This window comes from Allocoprococcus comes, from assembly GCF_013300725.1.
Classification (GTDB): Bacteria; Bacillota; Clostridia; order Lachnospirales; family Lachnospiraceae; genus Allocoprococcus; species Allocoprococcus comes_A.
This window is the reverse complement of sequence record NZ_JAAIMM010000013.1, coordinates 41,718-62,205: the sequence shown is the minus strand read 5'-3', so window position 1 is coordinate 62,205 and position 20,488 is coordinate 41,718. Positions and strand designations below refer to the sequence as shown.

At 42.6% G+C, this 20,488-nt stretch carries 20 protein-coding genes and 1 pseudogene; 1 reads left to right on the top strand and 20 read right to left on the bottom strand.

Annotated features, from left to right (window positions below; genetic code table 11):
• Positions 1-2: 2 nt before the first annotated feature.
• From thrC to pth, 8 genes are all read right to left on the bottom strand, one after another.
• Positions 3-1,493 (bottom strand): threonine synthase, encoded by a 1,491-nt coding sequence (gene thrC / locus G4407_RS08695; protein ID WP_173688559.1) that lies wholly within the window; start codon positions 1,491-1,493, stop codon positions 3-5.
• Between the two features lie 104 nt (positions 1,494-1,597).
• Positions 1,598-3,916, bottom strand: coding sequence for a VaFE repeat-containing surface-anchored protein (locus G4407_RS08690; RefSeq protein WP_173688558.1), 2,319 nt, complete (start codon positions 3,914-3,916; stop codon positions 1,598-1,600).
• Positions 3,917-4,012: 96 nt separating this feature from the next.
• Positions 4,013-6,097: a glycogen debranching protein GlgX gene (glgX, locus tag G4407_RS08685; protein ID WP_243259141.1), complete on the bottom strand. Its 2,085-nt coding sequence runs from the start codon at positions 6,095-6,097 to the stop codon at positions 4,013-4,015.
• 338 nt (positions 6,098-6,435) lie between these two features.
• A complete protein-coding gene (locus G4407_RS08680; protein WP_173688556.1) occupies positions 6,436-7,269 on the bottom strand; it encodes a PHP domain-containing protein in 834 nt (277 codons plus the stop codon).
• Between the two features lie 172 nt (positions 7,270-7,441).
• The gene (locus tag G4407_RS08675) at positions 7,442-8,149 is read right to left on the bottom strand and encodes an ABC-2 transporter permease (protein WP_173688555.1); all 708 of its coding nucleotides are present in this window, start codon (positions 8,147-8,149) and stop codon (positions 7,442-7,444) included.
• Between the two features lie 46 nt (positions 8,150-8,195).
• On the bottom strand, positions 8,196-9,239 hold the full coding sequence (locus tag G4407_RS08670; RefSeq protein WP_173688554.1) for a peptidylprolyl isomerase: 1,044 nt from the start codon (positions 9,237-9,239) through the stop codon (positions 8,196-8,198).
• Positions 9,240-9,352: 113 nt separating this feature from the next.
• Positions 9,353-12,709 carry a transcription-repair coupling factor gene (gene mfd, locus G4407_RS08665; RefSeq protein ID WP_173688553.1) on the bottom strand — a complete coding sequence of 1,119 codons (3,357 nt, stop codon included), beginning with the start codon at positions 12,707-12,709 and terminating at the stop codon, positions 9,353-9,355.
• Between the two features lie 16 nt (positions 12,710-12,725).
• Positions 12,726-13,301, bottom strand: a complete 576-nt coding sequence (pth, locus tag G4407_RS08660) for an aminoacyl-tRNA hydrolase (RefSeq protein ID WP_173688552.1) — start codon at positions 13,299-13,301, stop codon at positions 12,726-12,728.
• A gap of 151 nt (positions 13,302-13,452) precedes the next feature.
• Between pth and G4407_RS08655 the strand changes: the two genes are divergently transcribed.
• Positions 13,453-13,884 (top strand): FMN-binding protein, encoded by a 432-nt coding sequence (locus G4407_RS08655; protein ID WP_173688551.1) that lies wholly within the window; start codon positions 13,453-13,455, stop codon positions 13,882-13,884.
• A 22-nt stretch (positions 13,885-13,906) separates the two neighbouring features.
• Here G4407_RS08655 and G4407_RS08650 read toward each other — a convergent pair whose 3' ends face one another.
• The 12 genes and pseudogenes from G4407_RS08650 to G4407_RS08600 all read right to left on the bottom strand — a co-directional run bounded on the left by G4407_RS08650 (position 13,907) and on the right by G4407_RS08600 (position 20,486).
• Positions 13,907-14,170, bottom strand: coding sequence for a hypothetical protein (locus G4407_RS08650; protein ID WP_008371877.1), 264 nt, complete (start codon positions 14,168-14,170; stop codon positions 13,907-13,909).
• Between the two features lie 49 nt (positions 14,171-14,219).
• Positions 14,220-14,870: an HAD family hydrolase gene (locus G4407_RS08645; protein WP_173688550.1), complete on the bottom strand. Its 651-nt coding sequence runs from the start codon at positions 14,868-14,870 to the stop codon at positions 14,220-14,222.
• 78 nt (positions 14,871-14,948) lie between these two features.
• Positions 14,949-15,458, bottom strand: a pseudogene (locus G4407_RS08640) (sigma-70 family RNA polymerase sigma factor); the annotation flags it as partial.
• Positions 15,459-15,467: 9 nt separating this feature from the next.
• Positions 15,468-16,814, bottom strand: a complete 1,347-nt coding sequence (locus tag G4407_RS08635) for a recombinase family protein (protein ID WP_173688549.1) — start codon at positions 16,812-16,814, stop codon at positions 15,468-15,470.
• A 170-nt stretch (positions 16,815-16,984) separates the two neighbouring features.
• Positions 16,985-17,404, bottom strand: a complete 420-nt coding sequence (locus G4407_RS08630) for a hypothetical protein (protein ID WP_173688548.1) — start codon at positions 17,402-17,404, stop codon at positions 16,985-16,987.
• Positions 17,365-17,595, bottom strand: coding sequence for a DUF551 domain-containing protein (locus tag G4407_RS08625; RefSeq protein ID WP_173688547.1), 231 nt, complete (start codon positions 17,593-17,595; stop codon positions 17,365-17,367). Before G4407_RS08625 ends, G4407_RS08630 begins: the two co-directional genes overlap by 40 nt.
• Before the next feature lie 213 nt (positions 17,596-17,808).
• The gene (locus tag G4407_RS08620; RefSeq protein ID WP_173688546.1) at positions 17,809-18,012 is read right to left on the bottom strand and encodes a hypothetical protein; all 204 of its coding nucleotides are present in this window, start codon (positions 18,010-18,012) and stop codon (positions 17,809-17,811) included.
• The gene (locus G4407_RS17170; protein ID WP_420314999.1) at positions 18,005-18,169 is read right to left on the bottom strand and encodes a DUF7694 domain-containing protein; all 165 of its coding nucleotides are present in this window, start codon (positions 18,167-18,169) and stop codon (positions 18,005-18,007) included. The genes G4407_RS08620 and G4407_RS17170 overlap by 8 nt, the downstream gene beginning before the upstream one ends.
• Positions 18,132-18,338, bottom strand: a complete 207-nt coding sequence (locus tag G4407_RS08615; RefSeq protein ID WP_173688545.1) for a phage holin family protein — start codon at positions 18,336-18,338, stop codon at positions 18,132-18,134. Before G4407_RS08615 ends, G4407_RS17170 begins: the two co-directional genes overlap by 38 nt.
• Before the next feature lie 88 nt (positions 18,339-18,426).
• Positions 18,427-18,837, bottom strand: coding sequence for a putative ABC transporter permease (locus tag G4407_RS08610; RefSeq protein ID WP_173688544.1), 411 nt, complete (start codon positions 18,835-18,837; stop codon positions 18,427-18,429).
• Positions 18,834-19,532: a hypothetical protein gene (locus G4407_RS08605; RefSeq protein WP_173688543.1), complete on the bottom strand. Its 699-nt coding sequence runs from the start codon at positions 19,530-19,532 to the stop codon at positions 18,834-18,836. Before G4407_RS08605 ends, G4407_RS08610 begins: the two co-directional genes overlap by 4 nt.
• A gap of 144 nt (positions 19,533-19,676) precedes the next feature.
• Positions 19,677-20,486, bottom strand: coding sequence for a hypothetical protein (locus tag G4407_RS08600; RefSeq protein WP_173688542.1), 810 nt, complete (start codon positions 20,484-20,486; stop codon positions 19,677-19,679).
• Between the last annotated feature and the right edge of the window lie 2 nt (positions 20,487-20,488).

Sequence of the window (20,488 nt, the reverse complement as noted above, 5' to 3'; positions counted from 1 at the left end):
GTTTATTTTACGCCAAGAATATTCTTAACGGTCTGCTCCATCTGATCAACATCACATTCTGTATTGTGGCGGATCTCGGCATTCATGATCTCTTTGATGGCATTCGGAATCTCTGTACCGGATACTTTCTGAAGCTCCTCGATCAGTTTGAAATCATCCTGTCCTTTATACTTCGGATCGATCGCTGACATAACGCTTCCTGCAAATTTATACGGACTTGCTGTGGATGCGATTACTGTCTTTCTGTCATCTTTACTGTCTTCTCTGTAAGCTTTATACACCGTTGCAGCTACCGCCGTGTGGGTATCCATTACATAACCGGTATCTTCATATATATCATGGATTGTCTTTGCGACCTGCTCTTCTGTCGCATATCCTGCCGCAAAATCGGCCAGGTTTGCTTTCATCTCACCTGTAATCGCGTAACTTCCCTTTGTCTTCAGCTCAGTCATAAGATCCGTATCTTTTCTTGCATCTTCTCCGGAAATCTTGTAGATCAGACGCTCTAAGTTGCTGGAGATCAGGATATCCATTGACGGAGAGGTGGTAAGAACGAATTCACGGTTACGGTCATAGGTTCCTGTCTGGAAGAAATCATAGAGAACCTTATTCTCATTGGAAGCACAGATCAGCTTTGCGATCGGGATTCCCATATTCTTTGCATAATATGCAGCCAGAATATTTCCAAAGTTACCTGTCGGTACAACCACATTGATCTCTTCATCCTCTGCGATCTCTTCATTCTGAAGAAGCTTTGCATAAGCATATACATAATATACAACCTGCGGCACCAGACGTCCGATGTTGATCGAGTTGGCAGATGAGAACTGATAGCCCGCCTCATTTAATTCTTTTTCCAGCTCTTTGTTCTCGAACATTGCTTTCACACCGCTCTGTGCATTATCAAAATTGCCGTGGATTGCAACAACCGAAGTGTTGTCCCCTTTCTGTGTCACCATCTGAAGTTCCTGTACCCGGCTTACCCCATTCTTCGGATAGAATACAATAATCTTTGTTCCTTCTACATCTGCAAATCCTGCAAGTGCAGCTTTTCCTGTATCCCCGGATGTTGCTGTCAGAATGACAATTTCATTCTTTACCTGGTTCTTCTTTGCAGAAGTGGTCAGAAGATGTGGAAGAATGGAAAGTGCCATGTCTTTGAATGCGATCGTTGCCCCGTGGAACAGTTCCAGATAATAAGCATCCTCCACTTTTGCAAGCGGCGCGATCTCTTCGGTATCAAACTTACTGTCGTAAGCCTTTGCAATACAGCTCTTCAGTTCTTCCTCTGTAAAATCTGTCAGGAATTCTTTCATGACTGTATAAGCGGTTTCCTGATAGGTCATCTCTTTGAGTTCTCCTAACGACACCGGAAGCTTCGGAATCGAAACCGGTACAAATAATCCGCCGTCATCTGCAAGCCCTTTTAAGATTGCCTGGGAGGCTGTTACTGTCTTTTCTGCATCTCTTGTACTCTTATAAAGTAAATTCATGGTTCTCCACCCTTCTTATTCTTTCTGATTCACTTCAGCAATCTGCTAAAGTATCTGTTTATTTAGCGATTATATCATAAGAATTTGTCAAGCGCAATGCCATCCTATCTATGTTTCCACTTTCGTCCCCACATCCGTGTCAGAAGAAAACGAAGGATAAGCGAACCTGTCAGAAGTACCGCTGCCAGAAATACCAGAATTTTTCCATAAGCACCATCCCCGGTCGCAACGGTTTTGGCTTTTGCTGTTTCCTTGGGTTTCTCGGGAGTTTCCGGTTCTTCTTTCTTTTGCGTTTTTTCTTTTTTATAGGTTACACTCTGTCTTTCATCCTCCAGATCTGCATGTGCTACAACCAGCTTTTCTTCCAGATAGACCTCCTCAAATACAACAATCTGCTCTCCCTGAAGTCCTGTCGCATCAAACGTGAACTCCATCTGAATCTCTCCGGATCCGGTATCCGGAACCAGTTTTTTCTCCGCAGTCACTTCTTTTCCATCCTGCATAACCGGTTTTTCTGTTTCCTTATCCATCAACGTGCCCCTGATCACATATTCCTTTCCAATCTCCAGATTCTTCCATTTCACCTGGTCGATCACAGTTACGTGATCCGTCCGTTTCCCGTTATGCGTTCCCGTTTCCCGGTCAGATGCTCTTGTCCCGATCTCCGGTACGGGATGTTCATCATTTGTCAGTGTCCCCAGATCAATTACTCGCATTTCCTTTGTTACTTCCACCTCAAACGCAGGAATCAGCATCCGGTCTTCATTATTTTTACAAGACAGTTCTTCCACCAGATACGTTCCATAAGGAAGCGCTCCTCTTGTATTATCCGGAGTTCCTTCCCCGAACCAGATCCCATCTTCACTTGTCTTCCCCTCATTCGTGTTGACGGTATGTGGATTCCAGTATGCTCCCGTCGAAGCCTCCCCGTTTTTGTCCGTCAGGATCACATGGCTTTCCCCTGTCGCCTTGGATGTGATCTGAAACGGAATATCTGACAGTCTCTTAAGTGTCTTATCCGCTGCTTTCACCAGCTTTAAATCTCCGCGGATGATCTTTTCTTTTATTTCTACCGGATTCCATATTTCCAGAGGCTTACAGACTCCATTTTCCTCTTTTCCGGTCTGTATACAATGTGTAATCGTATCTACCAGATAACCTTCCGGTGCTTTGGTTTCCCATACAGTGACAGTGCCAAGCGGAAGCTCATTATTTTCAAAAAACGGATCCCCGCTGATCAGATGCTCTGCATCCATCCGGACCACTCCATCCGCATCTGACTTCAATTTCCAGCTTCTGATTGGCATCTTTACTCCGATTTCATTTTGATCACCAAAGAAACTGCCAAAAAATCCCACATAAAACTCTGCTCCTTCAAGGGAAAGTCCTGCCTGTGCCTGGTTTTTTCCTATTTCTGCATCCTTCTTCCGGATCAGGATTTCCACCTTTGTCTTTTCTGGCACATCCTGACACTCATAGGTCGCTGTCTGTCCGGCATTTACCGTAATCTGACGCAGTTTTGTATCCAGTACATAGCCCTTTGGTGCTTTCGTTTCCTTAATATCATAGGTTCCCTCCGGAAGATCCTCTGCCTTTCCATACCCCTTCTCATCTGTCCGGATCACGCAGACCGCCTCGGATGTACCACTTTTATAAACAGTATACTCTGCCCCTTCAAGTGAATAGAGCTGATTATCTGCTGTGGTCTCCGGCTCGGCAGAACTTTTTTTAAGCTCCAGACTGCCATTATGAGTTGTCTTAAACAGATACACCGTAGATCTTGACTTCGCCACAAGCTGTGAAATCTGATTGCCGCTTGACGGTATGGAGGCCGAATGCCAGAACCGGTTATCACTGCTATGATCTCCCCAGAAAAATCCGATATGGCAGTCTGCATCCGGTTCAGCCCAGGAAACCGGCTCAAAATAGATCACGTCCCCTTTTTGTGCCTTTCCACCTGCAAGCAACTCTTCAATGGTATTATAATGGTAAGATTCCACCGCATTGTCCGTCATCCAATGGAACCAGTTACTTGCATTGACCTTTCCGCCACGGAGACTGCCTTTTGCAATCCCCGAAAGATCTGCCCCGCATTTTTCCAGAACATATGCGACAAATCCGGTACAGTTCATTGCCCCATTTCCGCCATGCGCACCATTCGGACGCATACAATTCTCTGCTGTAAGAGGCGATCCGCTGTAAGGCGTTCCCAGATAATATCCATCCTTTTCGTGCGCCTTTAATTCCTGCAGTACCTTTCCCGGCTCTGCTCCTAATTTTTCATCAAGTTTTACAATTGTTTCTTTTTTTGTGACGTTCTCTGCTGAATTTGCAGATACGACAGGCATACGGGTGCCTGACAATGATACTACCGCCAGAATCACACTCAGTATTCCGGCAAAATGATTCTTCATATGCTTCATAAAAATTTCTCCTTCTGCCTTTTCAGGTCAGAAAAGAGAATATAAAAGACGAGTACCCTTACTATAAAGGAAGAGTACCCGCTTGTCAATAGCATTTTATTGTTGATCTGCCTCCAGAACGATCACACTTCTCGGTCCCGCAAGAATTTTTTCCTCCGAAATCCGTACCGGCTTCTGATAAATTTCCTGCTTTTTATCCCCGGTATTTGCCGCTACATGCCAGCTGTATCCGCTCGGAAGCTGCGGCAGTTCTACCCAGACACCTTCCCAGTATGGATTCATCAGAAGATACACACAATCCTCTTTTGCCTTTTTGTCATCGTATCCCGCAAACATGACAGCTGCCGTTCGGATCTCCTGTCCGGAAAGATCCATCTCCCACGGTACTTCCCCATGAAAACTGATTTCCGGAAATCCGAGACTGCTTGCCCCTGCATCTCCTGTGATCGATGGATGGCGTTTCCGGAATGCCGTCATATAAGCACAGAAATCAAATACATCCTGGAACTTTTCTTTTCTTGTCCAGTCCAGCCAGGAAATCTCGTTATCCTGACAGTAAGCATTGTTATTCCCGAACTGGGTATTACCAAACTCATCTCCTGCAAGGAACATCGGTGTCCCTCTGCTGCAAAGCAGGACCGCAAAAGCATTTTTCATCATCCGGTGGCGCAGTTCAACAACCATCACCTGATCGGTCTCCCCCTCTGCCCCACAGTTCCAGCTCCGGTTGTCATCACTTCCATCCAGATTTCCCCATCCATTTGCCTCATTATGCTTCTGATTATACGAATAAAGATCATACATGGTAAATCCATCGTGACAGGTCAGAAAATTCACAGAAGCATGTTTTCCGCGGATCCTGGTATCATAAATATCCGGAGAACCGGCAATCCTCTGAAGCGCCGCCCCTGCTGCCCATAAGCCTCCTTTTAAATATTCCCGCACATCGTCCCGGTATCTCCCATTCCACTCCGACCATCTGCGAAATGCCGGAAAACTTCCGACCTGGTAAAGTCCGCCGGCATCCCATGCCTCTGCGATCAGTTTTGTATCCGCAAGCAGAGAATCATAGGCAAGATTTTTCACAAGCGGTGGATTTTCCATTGGTGATCCGTCCTCATTTCTTCCCAGGATCGAGGCAAGATCGAACCGGAATCCGTCCACCCGGTACTCAGCCACCCAGTACCACAGGCAGTCCTGGATCATTTTGATCACCACCGGATGATTGCAGTTCACAGTATTGCCACAGCCGCTGAAATTATAATATTTTCCATCTGGTGTCAGCATATAATAGATCTGATTGTCAAATCCTTTAAATGAGATAAAAGGTCCGCATTCATTTCCTTCTGCCGTATGGTTGAACACCACATCCAGAATCACCTCAATCTGATTATTATGTAGTTCCCGGATCAGTTCTTTTAATTCTACCCCTTCCCGGTTGTATTCCGTTGATGCCGCATAGCTCGTATTCGGTGCAAAAAAGCTAACCGTATTGTAGCCCCAGTAATCGATCAGTTTCTTTCCGTCAACCTCCCTGCTTCCCTGCAGCTCATCAAATTCAAAGATCGGCATCAATTCCACCGCATTGATCCCCAACTCTTTCAGATAAGGGATCTTTTCCTTAATTCCGGCAAAGGTTCCCGGATAACGGACGCTTTTGTCCATCTTCGTAAATCCCCGGACATGCATCTCATAGATGATCAGTTTTTCCATCGGGATCTTATCGGGCTTTTCACTGCCCCAGAAGAAATTATTCCGGACTACTCTGGCGCGGTATCCTCCGGTATTCAGTGCTTTCCCCCATATACTCTGCCCGGTAACCGCCTTTGCATAAGGATCCAGCAAAATATGCTTTTTATCAAACAGCAGACCTTCCTCCGGTTTCCACGGTCCATCCAGCCTGTACGCATATTCAAATTCTTCAATATCCAGCCCAAATACCATCATGGAAAATACATCCCCGATCCGACAATTTTCCGGAAATGGAATCACTGCATACGGCTCCTGTTCCTTCCTATGAAATAAAAGAAGTTCACAAGTCACAGCTCCCTTTGAATGTACTGTAAAATTAACTGCCGACTGAAATGCAGTCGCCCCCTCATCCCGGTACAGTCCGGGACAGATTTCAAATCCGTTTACTGTTTCTGTCGGAACCCATCTTGGCATCATTTCTTCCAGCATCTTACCAGCTCCTTCCATGTCATGTTTTCAGTATAGCACATTTTTTCGTTTACACACCTTTCCTTTCTGTATATAGTAAAAAGGATTACACATTTTTTTCAGCAGACTCAATGAGGCTTTTTTATCACTGCACAGCATCTATATTATTTATTTCAGTGCTTCTTTATATATGCCTTTTTAAGCTGGTGTACAGAAGTTGCTTTCTCCGCTTTTAAAGAGCATCCTTTAAAGATCCGAGAAACAAACTGAAAGAAATAAGCCATAAAAAATCCATCCGGTTCCTTTCATCAAATGAAAGGAATAAGATGGATTTTCTTTTATCCTTAAGCATTCTAATTTCAATGCTTTCTCTTAATCTTGTCCAGATACGGGATCTCAATCGGATCGATCGCATCAAGTGGCTGTTCTTTATTGATCTTCTTTTTACGCGTATGCTTTTTCAGAAGTGCACCACCCCGGTTATAAAACCAGAAAGAAAAGATCAGTAGCTTATTGAGTTTTCCAATCTTATCTTTTGTCGTCTTTGTATAATACTCTCCACCGGACCGGATTTCTTCTTTTTCCCTGATCTGCCGGATCAAATCCAGCTCTGTCTCAATCCGCACCGGAAATTCCGTATACCCCATACCGACGCAATCCAGCTTATGTGCATCACTTCCTCCGGTTCCCGGTTTCCCGTATTTCTCAGCAAGATACTTCGCCCCTTCATTAGACTGCGGTGGTTCACAGGCATTGAACGTCTCTATGAAATCAAATTTTTCAATCAGCTCCGGAGTTTTCTGCCATCTTTTCGTGTTGGTAAAGCTCAGATACTTTTCTCCGCATGGATGTGCCGGTCCACAGATCCCGCCATTATGATGCACAAAATCAATCAGAAGCGAAAGCGGAAGCCCTCTCAGCTCCAGAAGACGCATCTTTACCCCCTGTGGCATAATGATCAGAATGTGTCCCGCATCCAGTGTATCATACTCTATTCCTTTCAATACGACAAAATCTTTGTATTTTCTCCCTTTGATCGTATTCTTCCAGTGCCGATATCCATTATAGGTGTCATGATCTGTAACCAGCATTCCGTCAATGCCTTTAGACTGCAGCTTTTTAATAAATTCTTCAATCGGCACTTTGCTGTCAATTGATCCTTCTCTTACATGACAATGCATATCTATCTTCATATTTTCATCTCCAGATCTTAAATCGTTGAAACTATTTTTATTATACCCCTTTTTTTACAACGCTGCAAGAAATACCAGTTTCTTCTATTGCCTGCACTCACCAGAATCGTTACTGGTCTCATATGCAAAAGAGGATGTATCTTTTTCCGATACATCCTCCCATCACTCTTAGTTATTCGTCATCATCTTCATCCTCATCAAGATCGATCAGCATGGTTCTTGCCATCTCTATTTCTTCTTCCTTTGAAGTCTCTTTCTTGATCGCATTTGCTCTTCGAACCTGCTTCTTGTTAATCTCACTTGACTTCATAATAAACTGGATCACGATTCCGATAAATGTAATCACAATCGAAATGATCCACATGAAAATCACATTTTTCAGACCTGCCAGATCATAGATCGTCATTCCTGCTCCAAAACCACCTGTTAATGCAGTCGCAATGATCACGAATGGTTCAAACCAGATCATCGCAAGGATTGCGAAAATCAGTCCGACTGCTCCACAGACTGCCAGCATGATCCAATTCCCTGCATTTGTAATCGCAAGTACTATACCTGCCGCTCCCAGAAAGCATACCCAGAAAGCTCCGAACTTCTTGAATACACCGTTCAGTATTGCAAGGATCAGACCTGCAACTCCGGCTGCGATCAGTACCGGAACAGCTTCCAGTCCCAGCAGATATGTCACAGCAAATCCAAGCAGTGCCCCTGCAATAAATCCAGTCAGTGCATTCCAGACACGGATCAGCTTCAAACCTAAAATTCCAATGAGAACTGATATAACAATTGAAACAGCTGAAATAATCACGGCTTCTTTTCCGGCTATAAACACCGCACTATTTCCCATGATATCCTTCAATACTATACCTATTGATTCCATCCTAATCTCTCCTCCTGTCGTACTTCCCTGTTGTTAAGTCAGACGCTTATTTTGATGAAGAGTCTGAAGATGTGCCTGTATCTTCGGTCGTGCTCTTAACCGTTACGCCCTGATCAGCAAAACTGATTGTATTCCATACTTTTTTATGTACTTTAATATCAGTTTTCTTTTTCCATTTCTTATAAATCGACTGATACTCGTCACTCTTTCTCTGCGATACAATGGACTCTTTCTTGGTATCCGTTGCATCACGGTCAAGAAGGCTGACCAGCTTTGCAACATAGTAACCATTGTCTGCTTCGATCACATCTGTCACTTCGCCTTCTTTTAACTTGTCTGCTGCTTTGATCAGATCTTCGTTTGGTGAAGTTGTATCAGAATCAAATGTCAGATCAGTTGCGGAAACTCCTGCTGCTGTTGCAAATACAGAAAAATCTTCTGCCGAAGCCGCATCTTTCTGGAAATCTTCTGCTTTCTTTTTCACTTCTGCTTTTTCGTCATCTGACATATCTGTCGAATTTCCATCACTGTCCGTTGTCTTTGTAGAGAACAGCACATACTGCATTTTCTTCTGTGCAGCTTCCTCATCAGATACATTTGTATCTACCTCCGCGGTCATAGCTGTTTCCATCTTATTTTGGATTGTCAGAAGCTCCAGTACTTTTTTTACTGTCTCTTCATCGCCCGATACTGCCTCTTTTGTATCACTGTCATTACTGTCAGCAAATTTTTTCGCAGCATCCTCGATATTTTTCGTATCATCATCGCTTAATGAAACCTTATAATCATCCTTGTGTTCATCCAGGATATACAATTCTTCCAGGGTATCAATGATTGAATCCTTATAATTCTGTTCATAAGTCTTTCCATCTGAAACTTCCTTATCCCAGAAATCATCTCCCAGATAACTTCCATATGTTGTCTCAAACTGTGCCTGTTGATATCTTGCAAAAAAGTTCGCTACATCCGCAGTAACTTTTTCATCTCCAACTTCCGCTACTGTATTCTGCCCGTTGAACTTACTGCCGCATCCACTTAAAGATGCAATGCAGGCAACTGCCAGTATACAGGCAACCACTCTTTTTTTCATTTATAAAATTTCCTCCTTGATCTTCTCTCCATCGTGCATGATTCTTCATCGTGCACTCGTATAGTATATCGTTTTTTTCCACTACTGGCAATCTTTTTCATAAAAAATACACATTATTCTTCGACAAGTTCCCGTATATCTTCAACAATTTTCCCTGTATTTTCGAGAATCTGTTCTGCTTTTTCCTTTTTATTTTTTCTGCGTTTGCAGTAAATAAAATATGGATTCTCCGTATCTGCCTTAAAGGTCAGTTCTCCTTTATATTTTGCAAGCAGATCCGGAATCTTTGCTACATTTACCTTTGCTTTCTCATACATGGTAAATTTGTACTCATCCCCTTTTTGCTCTACCGCAATAATATAAGCTGCATGTGCTTTTGCTTTCAGCTGTGCGATCATCAGAAGCTGCTGTACCTTGCGCGGAGGATCACCAAAACGGTCGATCAGTTCTTCTAACATGTCATCCTGCTCTTCTTCTGTCTCGATTGCTGCGATCCGTTTATAGATATCCAGTTTCTGATACTCATTCGGAATATAAGATGCAGGGATATAGGCATCAATATTCAGATCCACTGTTGTCGCATAGGTTTCTTCCGGAATCTCTCCTTTCAGATGACGGACTGCCTCACTTAACATCTTGCAGTAAAGGTCATATCCCACTGCATCCATGTGACCATGCTGTTCTTCACCGAGCAGGTTCCCTGCCCCACGGATTTCCAGATCCCGCATGGCAATTTTTACGCCGGAGCCAAGGTCGGTAAACTCACGAATTGCGGAAAGTCGTTTTTCTGCAACCTCCCGGAGCATTTTGTCTCTTCTATATAGGAGAAATGCGTATGCCATACGGTTCGATCTGCCAACCCTTCCCCGGAGCTGGTAAAGCTGGGAGAGACCCATCCGGTCCGCGTCATGGATGATCATGGTATTGGCATTGGAAATGTCAAGTCCGGTCTCGATGATCGTCGTCGATACCAGAACATCAATTTCTCCATTGATGAAATCATACATGATGTCTTCCAGTTTGTGCTCCCGCATCTGCCCGTGTGCATATGCCACATTTGCATCCGGCACAAGTTTCTGGATCTTCGCTGCCATTTCAGCTATATCCTGGACACGGTTATAGACATAGTACACCTGTCCCTGGCGGGAAATTTCTCTTTCGATTGCCTCCCGGACCATCTCATCATTCTCCTCCATCACATAGGTCTGGATCGGCATACGGTCGATCGGAGCTTCTTCCAGCACACTCATATCACGAATCCCGATCAGACTCATATGAAGTGTTCGTGGAATCGGTGTTGCCGTAAGTGTCAGAACATCAATATTCTCTTTCAGTTTTTTGATCTTTTCTTTATGTTGTACCCCAAAGCGCTGTTCCTCATCAATGATCAAAAGTCCCAGATCTTTAAATGACACATCCTTACTCAGTACCCGGTGGGTTCCGATAATGATGTCAACCTGTCCTTTTTTCAGGTCTTCAATCGTCTTTTTCTGCTGCGCAGGTGTACGGAAACGGCATAACAGATCCACCCTTACTGGAAATTCTTTCATCCGCTGCACAAAAGTGTTGTAATGCTGCTGTGCAAGAATCGTAGTAGGGACCAGATAGACAACCTGCTTGTTCTCCTGCACTGCTTTAAATGCTGCCCGGATTGCAATCTCTGTCTTTCCAAATCCCACATCCCCACAGATCAGACGGTCCATGATCTTTGGACTTTCCATATCCCGTTTTGTTGCCTCGATTGCAAGCTGTTGATCCTCCGTTTCCTCAAATGGAAACATTTCTTCAAATTCCTTCTGCCAGACCGTGTCCTTTTCATAGACAAATCCTTCTTTGGACTGCCGTACTGCATAGAGTTCCACCAGATCTTTGGCTATCTGCCAGACTGCTGTCTTTACCTTGCTCTTCGTGCGATGCCATTCCTGTCCTCCAAGTTTGTTAAGTTTCGGCTTTTTAGCATCTGCACTGGCATACTTCTGGATCTGGTCAAGCTGTGTGGCAAGAATATAAAGATTTCCACCATCAGCATACGAAATCTTCATATAATCCTTTGTCACCTTATCAACTTCAATCTTTTCGATTCCCCGGTAAATTCCAAGTCCATGATTCTCGTGTACCACATAATCCCCCGGTTTCAGATCCGAAAAGCTGCTTATTTTTTGTCCATCGTAACTTTTCCGTTTCTTTTTCTTCTTTGTCTTGCCAAAAATATCCGACTCGGAAATAACAATAAATTTGATCATCGGATACTCATATCCGACTTCTATATGCCCGTAGCATACCATGATCTCCCCTGGTTTCACTTCACGTTCCTGATCCTCGCTGTAAAAACTACTCAGATCATAATCCCGCAGATCCTCCGCCAGGCGCTTTGCTCTTGTCCTGGATCCCGAAATCAGAACCGCCCGGTATCCGTTCCTTTTCAGTCTTTTGAGATCCTGTGTCAGCATCTCAAAGCTGCTGTTATACGGGTTGACGCTTTTTGCCTGAATTCCAAACCGCTTTCTCACAAAAAACGGCTTGCATTTCATTTCCAGCGCGCACATCCCGATCATGCAGAACCGGTTCAGAAATTTTACGATTTCATCGGTCGCAAAAAACTCCGGGGCTTCTTCCATCTCCCCGGTTCTTGCCATTTCTTCTGCGCGATTTTCTCTCGCCTTTTCTACTTCGTTTTCTGCCAGACGTCCTTTTTCCAGAAGCCTGGCCGGTTCATCCAGGAACACCAACGTGTCCTTCGGATCAAAGTAATTGATAAAAGAAACTTTTCTGTCACTTCCCAGTCTGTCATCCGCCGGGTAAATAACGATCTGCTCCAGATTTTCTACCGATCTCTGGCTGTCCACATCAAAAGTACGGATCGAATCCACTTCATCTCCCCAGAATTCAATACGGATCGGCAATTCCTCGGTAAGCGGGTAAATATCAATGATTCCACCACGAACAGCAAACTGTCCCGGTCCATCCACCTGGGCTTCCCTGTCATAACCAAGTTTTACGATCTTCTCCTTGAGGGATTCAAATTCCACTGCTTCACCATTTGAAATAGTCAGGATATCCCCTTTCACTTCTGCTTCCGGCGGCAGTTCATCCATGAATCCATCAATCGTTGTGATGACTGTGACCTGGCTTTCTGCTTCTGCCTCCATCATCATCTGCAGAGTTTCCATCCGCTGTTTGACCAGCTGTTTTCCATGGATATCTGCCTGGTAAAACAGAAGATCCTTTGCCGGATAATAGCTGGTATTTTCATTTAAGAAACGATATTCTTCATATAATTTTTTTGCCTTATCTTCACTGGAAAGAACGATCAGTGTACGTGCATAACCTTTCCCAAGCGCATACATCAGATGGGTTTTCTGTGATGTCACACACCCGGAAAGGAGCAGCATTCCCGGTTCCCGCCCCCGCTCTCCATAGATTTCTTCAATCTCTGCCAGTTCAGATAAGGGAGCCGTAAGTGCATGCATCGCTTTTTGCCTCCTCTTATTCTTTCTTTTTCTGGTTGTATTCGTTCATTGCCCGGTCAATCGCTCCCTGCATGATCAGCACAGAAGCTTCGCAGGCAAGATCATATCCTTCTTCCATAAGTACACGGTCCTCTTTGGAAAATTTTCCGAGAACATAATCTGCAAGATCATATCCTTTCGGTTTTTCTCCCACACCTACCTTGATTCGTGGGAACACACTGGTTCCAAGATTGGCAATAATATTTTTGATTCCATTATGCCCACCGGCACTTCCTTTTCTGCGGATCCTGAGCTGTCCGACTTCCAGACTGATATCATCGTAGATCACCAGAAGCTCTTTCTCCGGATCGATCTTGTAATATTCCACCAGACTGCGGAGACTCTCCCCACTCAGATTCATGTAAGTCTGTGGCTTTACAAGAATTACCTTCTGTCCCTCGACCACACCCTTCCCGATAAGGGCACGGTGTTTTTTTGTATCGACTGCTATCTGATATTTCTCCGCCAAACGGTCCACTACATCAAATCCAACATTATGTCTTGTCCCCTGATACTTTTCATCCGGGTTTCCAAGTCCTGCAATTACAAACATTCTATTCACCTCTGCTTTTTCTCTTTCCTGATTCTACTAAATCCTTTCTCTTTTGTCACGCATTTCTCATGCATAAACGGTTCTTTCTTTTCATATAGTTTATTAAGCGGCATTACATGCCGAAATTCCATACTGCCTAAGGAGGTTCTTTATGAGTTCCAAAACAAAAATTATCGTACTTCACATGAAAGAAATTATCTATACCGTTATTTTTGCCACTTTAGGTATTCTCATCCTCTGTCTTTTATTCTTTATGTTCTCCGGAAGCCGGCATTCCTCTGTATCAGATAAAAAATATACACCCGGCGTTTATACCTCTTCTTTCACACTTGGAAACGAAAATCTGGAACTGGAAGTTTCTGTCTCAGACGCTTCGATCGATTCCATCCGCATTTCCAATCTGAACGAAACTGTAACTGCCATGTACCCACTCCTTCAGCCATCTCTCGATGATCTGGCTGATCAGATCTGCAAGTCCCAGTCTCTTGATAACCTGACTATTTCAACCGACAGTCCCTATACTTCTCAGCTTCTTGTCAACGCCATCCGTGATGCGCTCAAAAAAGCTGCGGCAAACAACTGATGCCGCAGCTCTTTTTCTTTTATTAACCTTCTACGATCAGATACTGTCCGTTCGGAAGTGCGAATACTTCTGAAGCCTCTTCCAGCTCTTCATCACTCATACCACTGATGTCCGCTCCGCTTTCATCCAGATAATCTCTCACATCCTTAATAGAATCTACAACAACCGCCATACAGTCTTCCAGAAATGCTTCTGCTTCTTCCAGTGTCTCTGCAACCGGCTCATCAAAAAGCTGTGACTGCATATTCAGGAATGTCTGCAGACATTCTTCATCATACTCATACATACAGGCAACCCTCCCTTATCTTTCTCACAGAAAAATCTTCTCATCTGAACTATAAATAGTTAAGCAATTCTTCAGCATGTGCAATTGTCGCATCTGCTCCTGTCTCCACAAGAAGTTCTTTGGTCCGGAATCCCCATTCTGCTCCGACTGTAAACATACCGGCAGCCTTCCCTGTCTTCATATCTACATCCGAGTCCCCTATGTATATTCCTTCTTCCGGCGATACCCCTAATTTATCAAGTATCCACAGAAGTCCTTCCGGATCCGGTTTCTTCGGAAATTCACCCGCCTGCCCCTGAATATGGTCAAAATATTCTTTTCCAAATGTACTTTCCACTACATCGATCGCCTGCAAATGTGGTTTGTTGGAAAATACTGCAATCTTTATTCCCTTCTTCTTCAGTGAATCTAACATCTGAACAACGCCATCATAAGGACGGACATGGTACATACAATTTTCTCCAAAGATTCTGCTGTACACTTCCATACCTTCTTCAATCCTCTTAAGCTCTGTGTCTCCGGACGCACGAAGCGCACGCTCCATAAGACATCTGGCTCCATCTCCAACGAAGCTTCGGCACTGGTCTTTGGTAATCGTCTCAAGTCCCATTTCTTCTAACGTCTTATTCGTTGAATAAGTCAGCGAATCCAGCGTATTTGTCAAAGTTCCATCCAAGTCAAAAATACACGCTTTATACATTGCTGTTCTCCTGTTCTTCTGTTCTATGATTATAATAGTATGAACCTTGACAAATTTCAACTGGAAATCTCTATTTTTCTATTCACTTCGCAGATATTGTCGCATAGCCCTGAGTGCGTTCTTTTCCAGGCGGCTTACCTGTGCCTGGGAAATTCCGATTTCTTCTGCTACCTCCATCTGCGTTTTTCCTTCAAAAAAACGAAGTCTGATAATATGCTTCTCCCTTTTTCCGAGCCGATCCATTGCCGCCTGAAGAGACAGATTCTCCACCCATCTGTCTTCTTTGTTCCTTTTGTCACTGATCTGGTCCATCACATACATAGCATCTCCATTATCATTATATACCGGCTCATTTAAGCTGACCGGCATCTGGATCGCATCCAGCGCATAGACGATCTCTTCCTTTGCGATCCCGATTTCCTCTGCAATTTCCTGAACGGTAGGTTCTTTCTGGTTTACTTTGACATAATTTTCTTTCGCGTAAATTGCTTTATATGCGGTATCCCTGAGTGATCTGCTGACACGGATCGAATTATTGTCCCGGATAAATCTCCGGATCTCACCGATGATCATCGGGACGATTATAGTAAAGGGAAATCACAGCAAATTAAAATAGATGTCTATATTTCCGTCAGTAATCACAATCTTGTCTATGCATTCTTTCAAGACTTTGTTTTGTTCTTTTACATCTAATTTATCCCATACATCCGAAATCTTTTTTATTTTTTCAATTCTCTCCGGAGTGGTCAGAGATTTTTCCCGCGTTTCCTTGTCTAGCTCTCTTCTAAGTTCTTTTACCCGTTTTTCCGACTTTCCGATCACTTCCAATAGCGTTTCACTTTCATTTGTGGCATATAATTCATAGAGCTTTTTGAGCTTGTCTACCGTGCTTTTCATTTCTTTTTCAATAAGCTCTTTTTTACTAAGTTGCTTTTCACGTCTTCCTGTTATATTTACAGCAAACCGCTTAAAGCAGTCAGACACTTCTTTTTCCACATCCTTTGCGTCCGGTCTTTTGCTGTCACAATTTGGGTTTTTTACCATGTATTCTTTGTACCCATCCCTAGAATAGCACTCTAATACATGTCTATTCGCCCATTTTTTATATCGCATTCGTGCGCCACATTTTCCGCAAAAGCACAATCCAGAAAGTAGAAATTTGTTGCAGATATAAGAATTATTCGATCGTTTTTCCATAAATCTCTGTGTTTTATAAAATGTTTCTTCGTCTATGATTGCTTCATGTTTCCCCTTGTAAATGTTTCCTTTGTATTCTATGTATCCTATATTCGACTTTCTTTTTAATATCTGGATAACAATTCTTTCTCCTTTCATTCCTAGCATATCCGATATTTTCTGGCATGAATATCCATCGTTATACAGCCGATACATGGTCCGAACTTTTTCTGCTTCGTCTTCTTTTGGATGTAATATCCCGTCATTTCTGTCATAGTAATAGCCGAACGGGACACGTCCTCCCCCCATCCACAGACCGCTTTTAACACGCTCAAGCATTCCGGCTTTTGTTCGCATGGATATAATCTCTCGTTCGTACTGTCCCATAAGCGCATCAATGCCGATTTTCATTTTATCCATTGGCGTATCCAGACTTAATTCTTCGGTAGCGGATACAATCTTAACGTTGTATTCCGGTAATGTACGATATAGAATCACAAGCGTATCAATGGTGTCACGGCTCACTCTGTCGAGTTTATAGATATATACTTTTTCAATATATCCATTCTTAGAATCCTCTAATAACCGTTGTATATCCGGTCGGTCGAGCGTGCTGCCAGAATAACCGCCATCTATATACCACTTGTCTATCTTGTCTCCATCTTTTTCGGCTCTTTCTATGATCTTGTTCTTTTGCAGATCCAGTCCATATTTTTCCGTCTGGTTTTCTGTGGATACCCTCAGATAACCTACATTCATTTTCCTCATGTCAACTCTTCCTCTCTAAAAAAGAATTGACCGAGATTCTATCAAGGTCAATTCTATATCATCACTTCTTTTCCGTCAATTTACTGGCAAGAATCTTTTTTATATTTTCATTTTTTATTTCAATTTTTTCCAAATCTTCTCTTTTTGTAAGGATCCCATTTACGTATATCCTAACCACTTTCTTCCTCCTTTTTAAATCTAAGATCACGTAACTTTTTCATTGCCAATCTTCTATAACCTTGGAAATCTACCTTTTGAACTGGGATAAAGTATATTCGGCTCATTCTGTCATAGCCTACACCAGTTATCAGATTCAAAAAAATATAATGTGCTATATATTTGTTGGCTTCTACGCACGCTGCTAGAACGTCCTCTTGTTCTTCTCCTTTTGCCGTTCTACAAAAATCAAGGATCTTTTTCTCTGTATTGCTACCTATCTTATAGTCTCGCATGTATTTATATCTCGTCCTTGTCATTTCTACACCTCTTTTATTATCCACTTTCTCATTAAATATGTTTCTATTGATATCGCATTCTTTGGCGTTCGCATTCACGCCATTTCTTTGTATCGTTCCGGTAATTTCATCCATGCGGTCACTTCGTAATCCATTCGACTTTCATCATACCAGTGACCGGTCTGCGAATAAAACAGAACCATAGGGCTTTTCTTACCGGATACAGTTGCCAAAAAAGCGGCACCGTAATGGTCTGAATCATAGTTTTCGACAAATTCCATGCTGTTTGGCTTACGATCGGTTATTGGTATCCATTTTTCTTGCACTTTCTTCTCTCTCCTTTTCTATTTGCCTGTAATACTTGCATTTACTCTTACAGTAATTCTTATCTTGCCCCATCTTGCATCCGCTACACTCATTTATGTAGCCGAGCTCATCTCTGGACGGTAGCGCAAAAAAACAAATCAAACTGATTAAAAGTAACACCGGCGAAAAGATTAGAAACAAAATATTAAACAGAATATCCGTTATCTTCTCGATCATTTTCTCTTCTTCCTCTCTTTCAGTCGTCTGTTCCATTCCGCAAGATACCGTTCCTGTTCTTCATCTTCCAATTCCTGTCTGTATCCATATACCGGTCTGGAAAAGCTTTCTTTTGCCGTGTCGCTGTCGCAATGTGCGATCATGCCACCGTAGTGCTGGTCCTGGTCATGCTTCATTTCTTTTCTGGTGCGTTTATTCATATCTCTTCTCCACAAGCTCTCCTAATTCGTGCCCGATTGGTTTCCACAGATGCAAGCAGTTTTCCGACAGATTCACATATTCGGATTTCTTTGGATGTATCTGGTATACCTCTTCTTCATCAGCGAAGAATATATCTTTGTGTACCTTTAAGGTCACAAGTCGCCACCACGTAGATACCGCAGATCACAATCCCGATCACTCCAAGGATTGCCGGAATGTATTTGTCCGCTACGGTCTGCACTTCTTTTAAGCAGACTCCGATAAAATACAGTGCGATCGCTACAACAACAAGCTCTGGTTTTACATAATTCATAATCTGTTCCATAATATCAATTTCCTTTCTGTAATTGATTAATCCGTTAAGGATTCCTTTAGTTGAGTATTGTTCTTATTTATGTTTTTCGAGATTGAATTTAAAATAATTTATAATGTGGCATTTTTTCTTTCCACAATATATGTCTTATCCAATCGTCTAATATCACGGCTACAGCAGATAGAAAGAACCATAGCGCTGTAAACGGCAAACATATCTGGCCAAATAGATTTAGTGGCATATTGCTGTAGTCCCATACATTCCAACCTAGCCATAGATTTACGATGTATCCACACAAAAACTCTAACGTTGTAATCACAATCGCTCCTATAGCCATCTGTTTAACCAGTGGCATCTTTCGGTATTTCTCGTTTATGCATCCAACCAAGAAGAACGCTAATCCTCCGACTACAAACATCGTCCAGTGGCTGCGTCCTCTTGCAGTAAGTTCGATAAATACATAGATTAGACCACCAATCAGAAACAGAATCAGCGGTCTTAACTTCTTCATGATTTTTGAGCCAACATTGCTTTTAATGGCTCGGACTGGTACGCTTCTGGAATATTCATTCCGTAAGTGACTTTTTCTACATCTTCCTTGCTTTTCAGCGAACGGATGTAAATGCGTAAGTCACGGAAATATGTTACGTGCCATGTTACATAGGATAGTGCAGACGAAGTGATTTTTGCCATATCTGCATTGCTATAAAATTTGCAGTGTTCATCTTCATCGGAAGTATGCCAGGAAATATTATCAGCTCCAATTGCGACCTGAGCCTGTAATCCAACAAGGCTAGTCTGGTCACGCTCGGTCAATGAGAAATGTTCTGTAATTCCATCCGTAAGAACGACATCCACACCTGTAGCAATAGTTTCCTGTTGTGCCATGTTCATTTCAGCTACTTTAGATTCTTGCAAGTCCTCCAAAGTTGGCTCATATGGTTCTGGCTCTGGTTCTGGTTCCGGTTCTGGCATTGGTTCCGGTTCTACATATACACTTCCGTCATTAGACAGAATAAATCCATTTTCTTCTTCTTTATAAAGTGTAGTAAACTCTTCATACTTACCAAAAACATATCCTTTCTCTGTAAGTAGTTGAAACCCAGAAGTGTTTTTCTCTACCCCCTCAATTAGAATATGTGAATCATCCTGTTTGACTACTTTTCCTTCAACTGGTTCTTTCTGGTCTAAAAAAAGTATATTCATCGTTACTCCTTTCTTCTTTTTAGAGAGATTCTGAACTAAATAGCAATTTAACAACAATAGAGAAATGCAGATATCAGTTCGGCATAAGCAAGTCTCTGCAAATTCTACCTTTTATTTCCAGTTTTGTTATATATGTGCGTAGTGTTAAGAAAGTGGAATAAAAATACATCTAGTACCCCAACCACTCCAGTTTCCACCATTTTTGTATGATGTGATATGAATTCTATCACCCTTGGAACATTTTCCGGAAAAAATGGATGTCAGTATGTAGTAATTCCCGTTTTTTCCAATTATAGCATCATTCAACTTGCAAGTGATTTCTTGCGCGTAAGTCCCACTATTCAAGTTCGAGTTTACTGCAACAACAAATGCATACGTAATGCCGGATTTTAAAAAATTGGTTGTGTCAAATGTAACACTTTCTGTTGACGTTGAATCAATGAATATTGGTTTCCTATTCTCTAAAACAGTGTTGGCTTTTGCAAGATTCGTATTTGTATTTGTCAATTTGCTATTTAACTCTTTAACTGCCAGTGCATCCACGAAAAATCCTTCTTCTGTAACAAGCGCAACTTCATCAAGCGAAACAAGTTTATTTGTATATACATTATTGATTCTCTTTCGCTCAACGTCAATTTCAGCCTGTCTCTCTGATTTTTCCTTTGTATCAGCCGCAGTCCGTTCATTTTTTTCATTTTCCAGAGCAGCTTCTATGGCTTTTTTATCCTTTTCGAGGGCATCATTTTTGGCATCCACTTCGTTAATCGCGCCGATCAAGGTTTTTGCTTCGGTGTTCAGCGTGGCGTTTTCTTTTTCGAGCATCTTGTCGTTTGCAAATTCCTGGATATCCCCAACGGTGATGCGCTTGTTTGTGTTTGTGTCGGAATCCTTTATCAAGACTTCATCTCTAGCAGACGTGCCAGCTTTTAAGCCGTATTCATCCCATTTCGCCATGA

What these genes read in the sequence shown, in the direction of transcription:
- G4407_RS08645 (WP_173688550.1), bottom strand. Translation starts at nt 14,870, where the DNA reads ATGTATAAAGCGTGTATTTTTGACTTGGATGGAACTTTGACAAATACG.
- G4407_RS08655 (WP_173688551.1), top strand. Translation starts at nt 13,453, where the DNA reads ATGAGTTCCAAAACAAAAATTATCGTACTTCACATGAAAGAAATTATC.
- G4407_RS08610 (WP_173688544.1), bottom strand. Translation starts at nt 18,837, where the DNA reads ATGAAGAAGTTAAGACCGCTGATTCTGTTTCTGATTGGTGGTCTAATC.
- G4407_RS08630 (WP_173688548.1), bottom strand. Translation starts at nt 17,404, where the DNA reads ATGGATGAAATTACCGGAACGATACAAAGAAATGGCGTGAATGCGAAC.
- G4407_RS08675 (WP_173688555.1), bottom strand. Translation starts at nt 8,149, where the DNA reads ATGGAATCAATAGGTATAGTATTGAAGGATATCATGGGAAATAGTGCG.
- G4407_RS08605 (WP_173688543.1), bottom strand. Translation starts at nt 19,532, where the DNA reads ATGAATATACTTTTTTTAGACCAGAAAGAACCAGTTGAAGGAAAAGTA.
- G4407_RS08615 (WP_173688545.1), bottom strand. Translation starts at nt 18,338, where the DNA reads ATGGAACAGATTATGAATTATGTAAAACCAGAGCTTGTTGTTGTAGCG.
- G4407_RS08670 (WP_173688554.1), bottom strand. Translation starts at nt 9,239, where the DNA reads ATGAAAAAAAGAGTGGTTGCCTGTATACTGGCAGTTGCCTGCATTGCA.
- thrC (WP_173688559.1), bottom strand. Translation starts at nt 1,493, where the DNA reads ATGAATTTACTTTATAAGAGTACAAGAGATGCAGAAAAGACAGTAACA.
- G4407_RS08650 (WP_008371877.1), bottom strand. Translation starts at nt 14,170, where the DNA reads ATGTATGAGTATGATGAAGAATGTCTGCAGACATTCCTGAATATGCAG.
- glgX (WP_243259141.1), bottom strand. Translation starts at nt 6,097, where the DNA reads ATGCTGGAAGAAATGATGCCAAGATGGGTTCCGACAGAAACAGTAAAC.
- mfd (WP_173688553.1), bottom strand. Translation starts at nt 12,709, where the DNA reads ATGCATGCACTTACGGCTCCCTTATCTGAACTGGCAGAGATTGAAGAA.
- pth (WP_173688552.1), bottom strand. Translation starts at nt 13,301, where the DNA reads ATGTTTGTAATTGCAGGACTTGGAAACCCGGATGAAAAGTATCAGGGG.
- G4407_RS08600 (WP_173688542.1), bottom strand. Translation starts at nt 20,486, where the DNA reads ATGGCGAAATGGGATGAATACGGCTTAAAAGCTGGCACGTCTGCTAGA.
- G4407_RS08690 (WP_173688558.1), bottom strand. Translation starts at nt 3,916, where the DNA reads ATGAAGCATATGAAGAATCATTTTGCCGGAATACTGAGTGTGATTCTG.
- G4407_RS08620 (WP_173688546.1), bottom strand. Translation starts at nt 18,012, where the DNA reads ATGAATAAACGCACCAGAAAAGAAATGAAGCATGACCAGGACCAGCAC.
- G4407_RS08635 (WP_173688549.1), bottom strand. Translation starts at nt 16,814, where the DNA reads ATGAGGAAAATGAATGTAGGTTATCTGAGGGTATCCACAGAAAACCAG.
- G4407_RS08680 (WP_173688556.1), bottom strand. Translation starts at nt 7,269, where the DNA reads ATGAAGATAGATATGCATTGTCATGTAAGAGAAGGATCAATTGACAGC.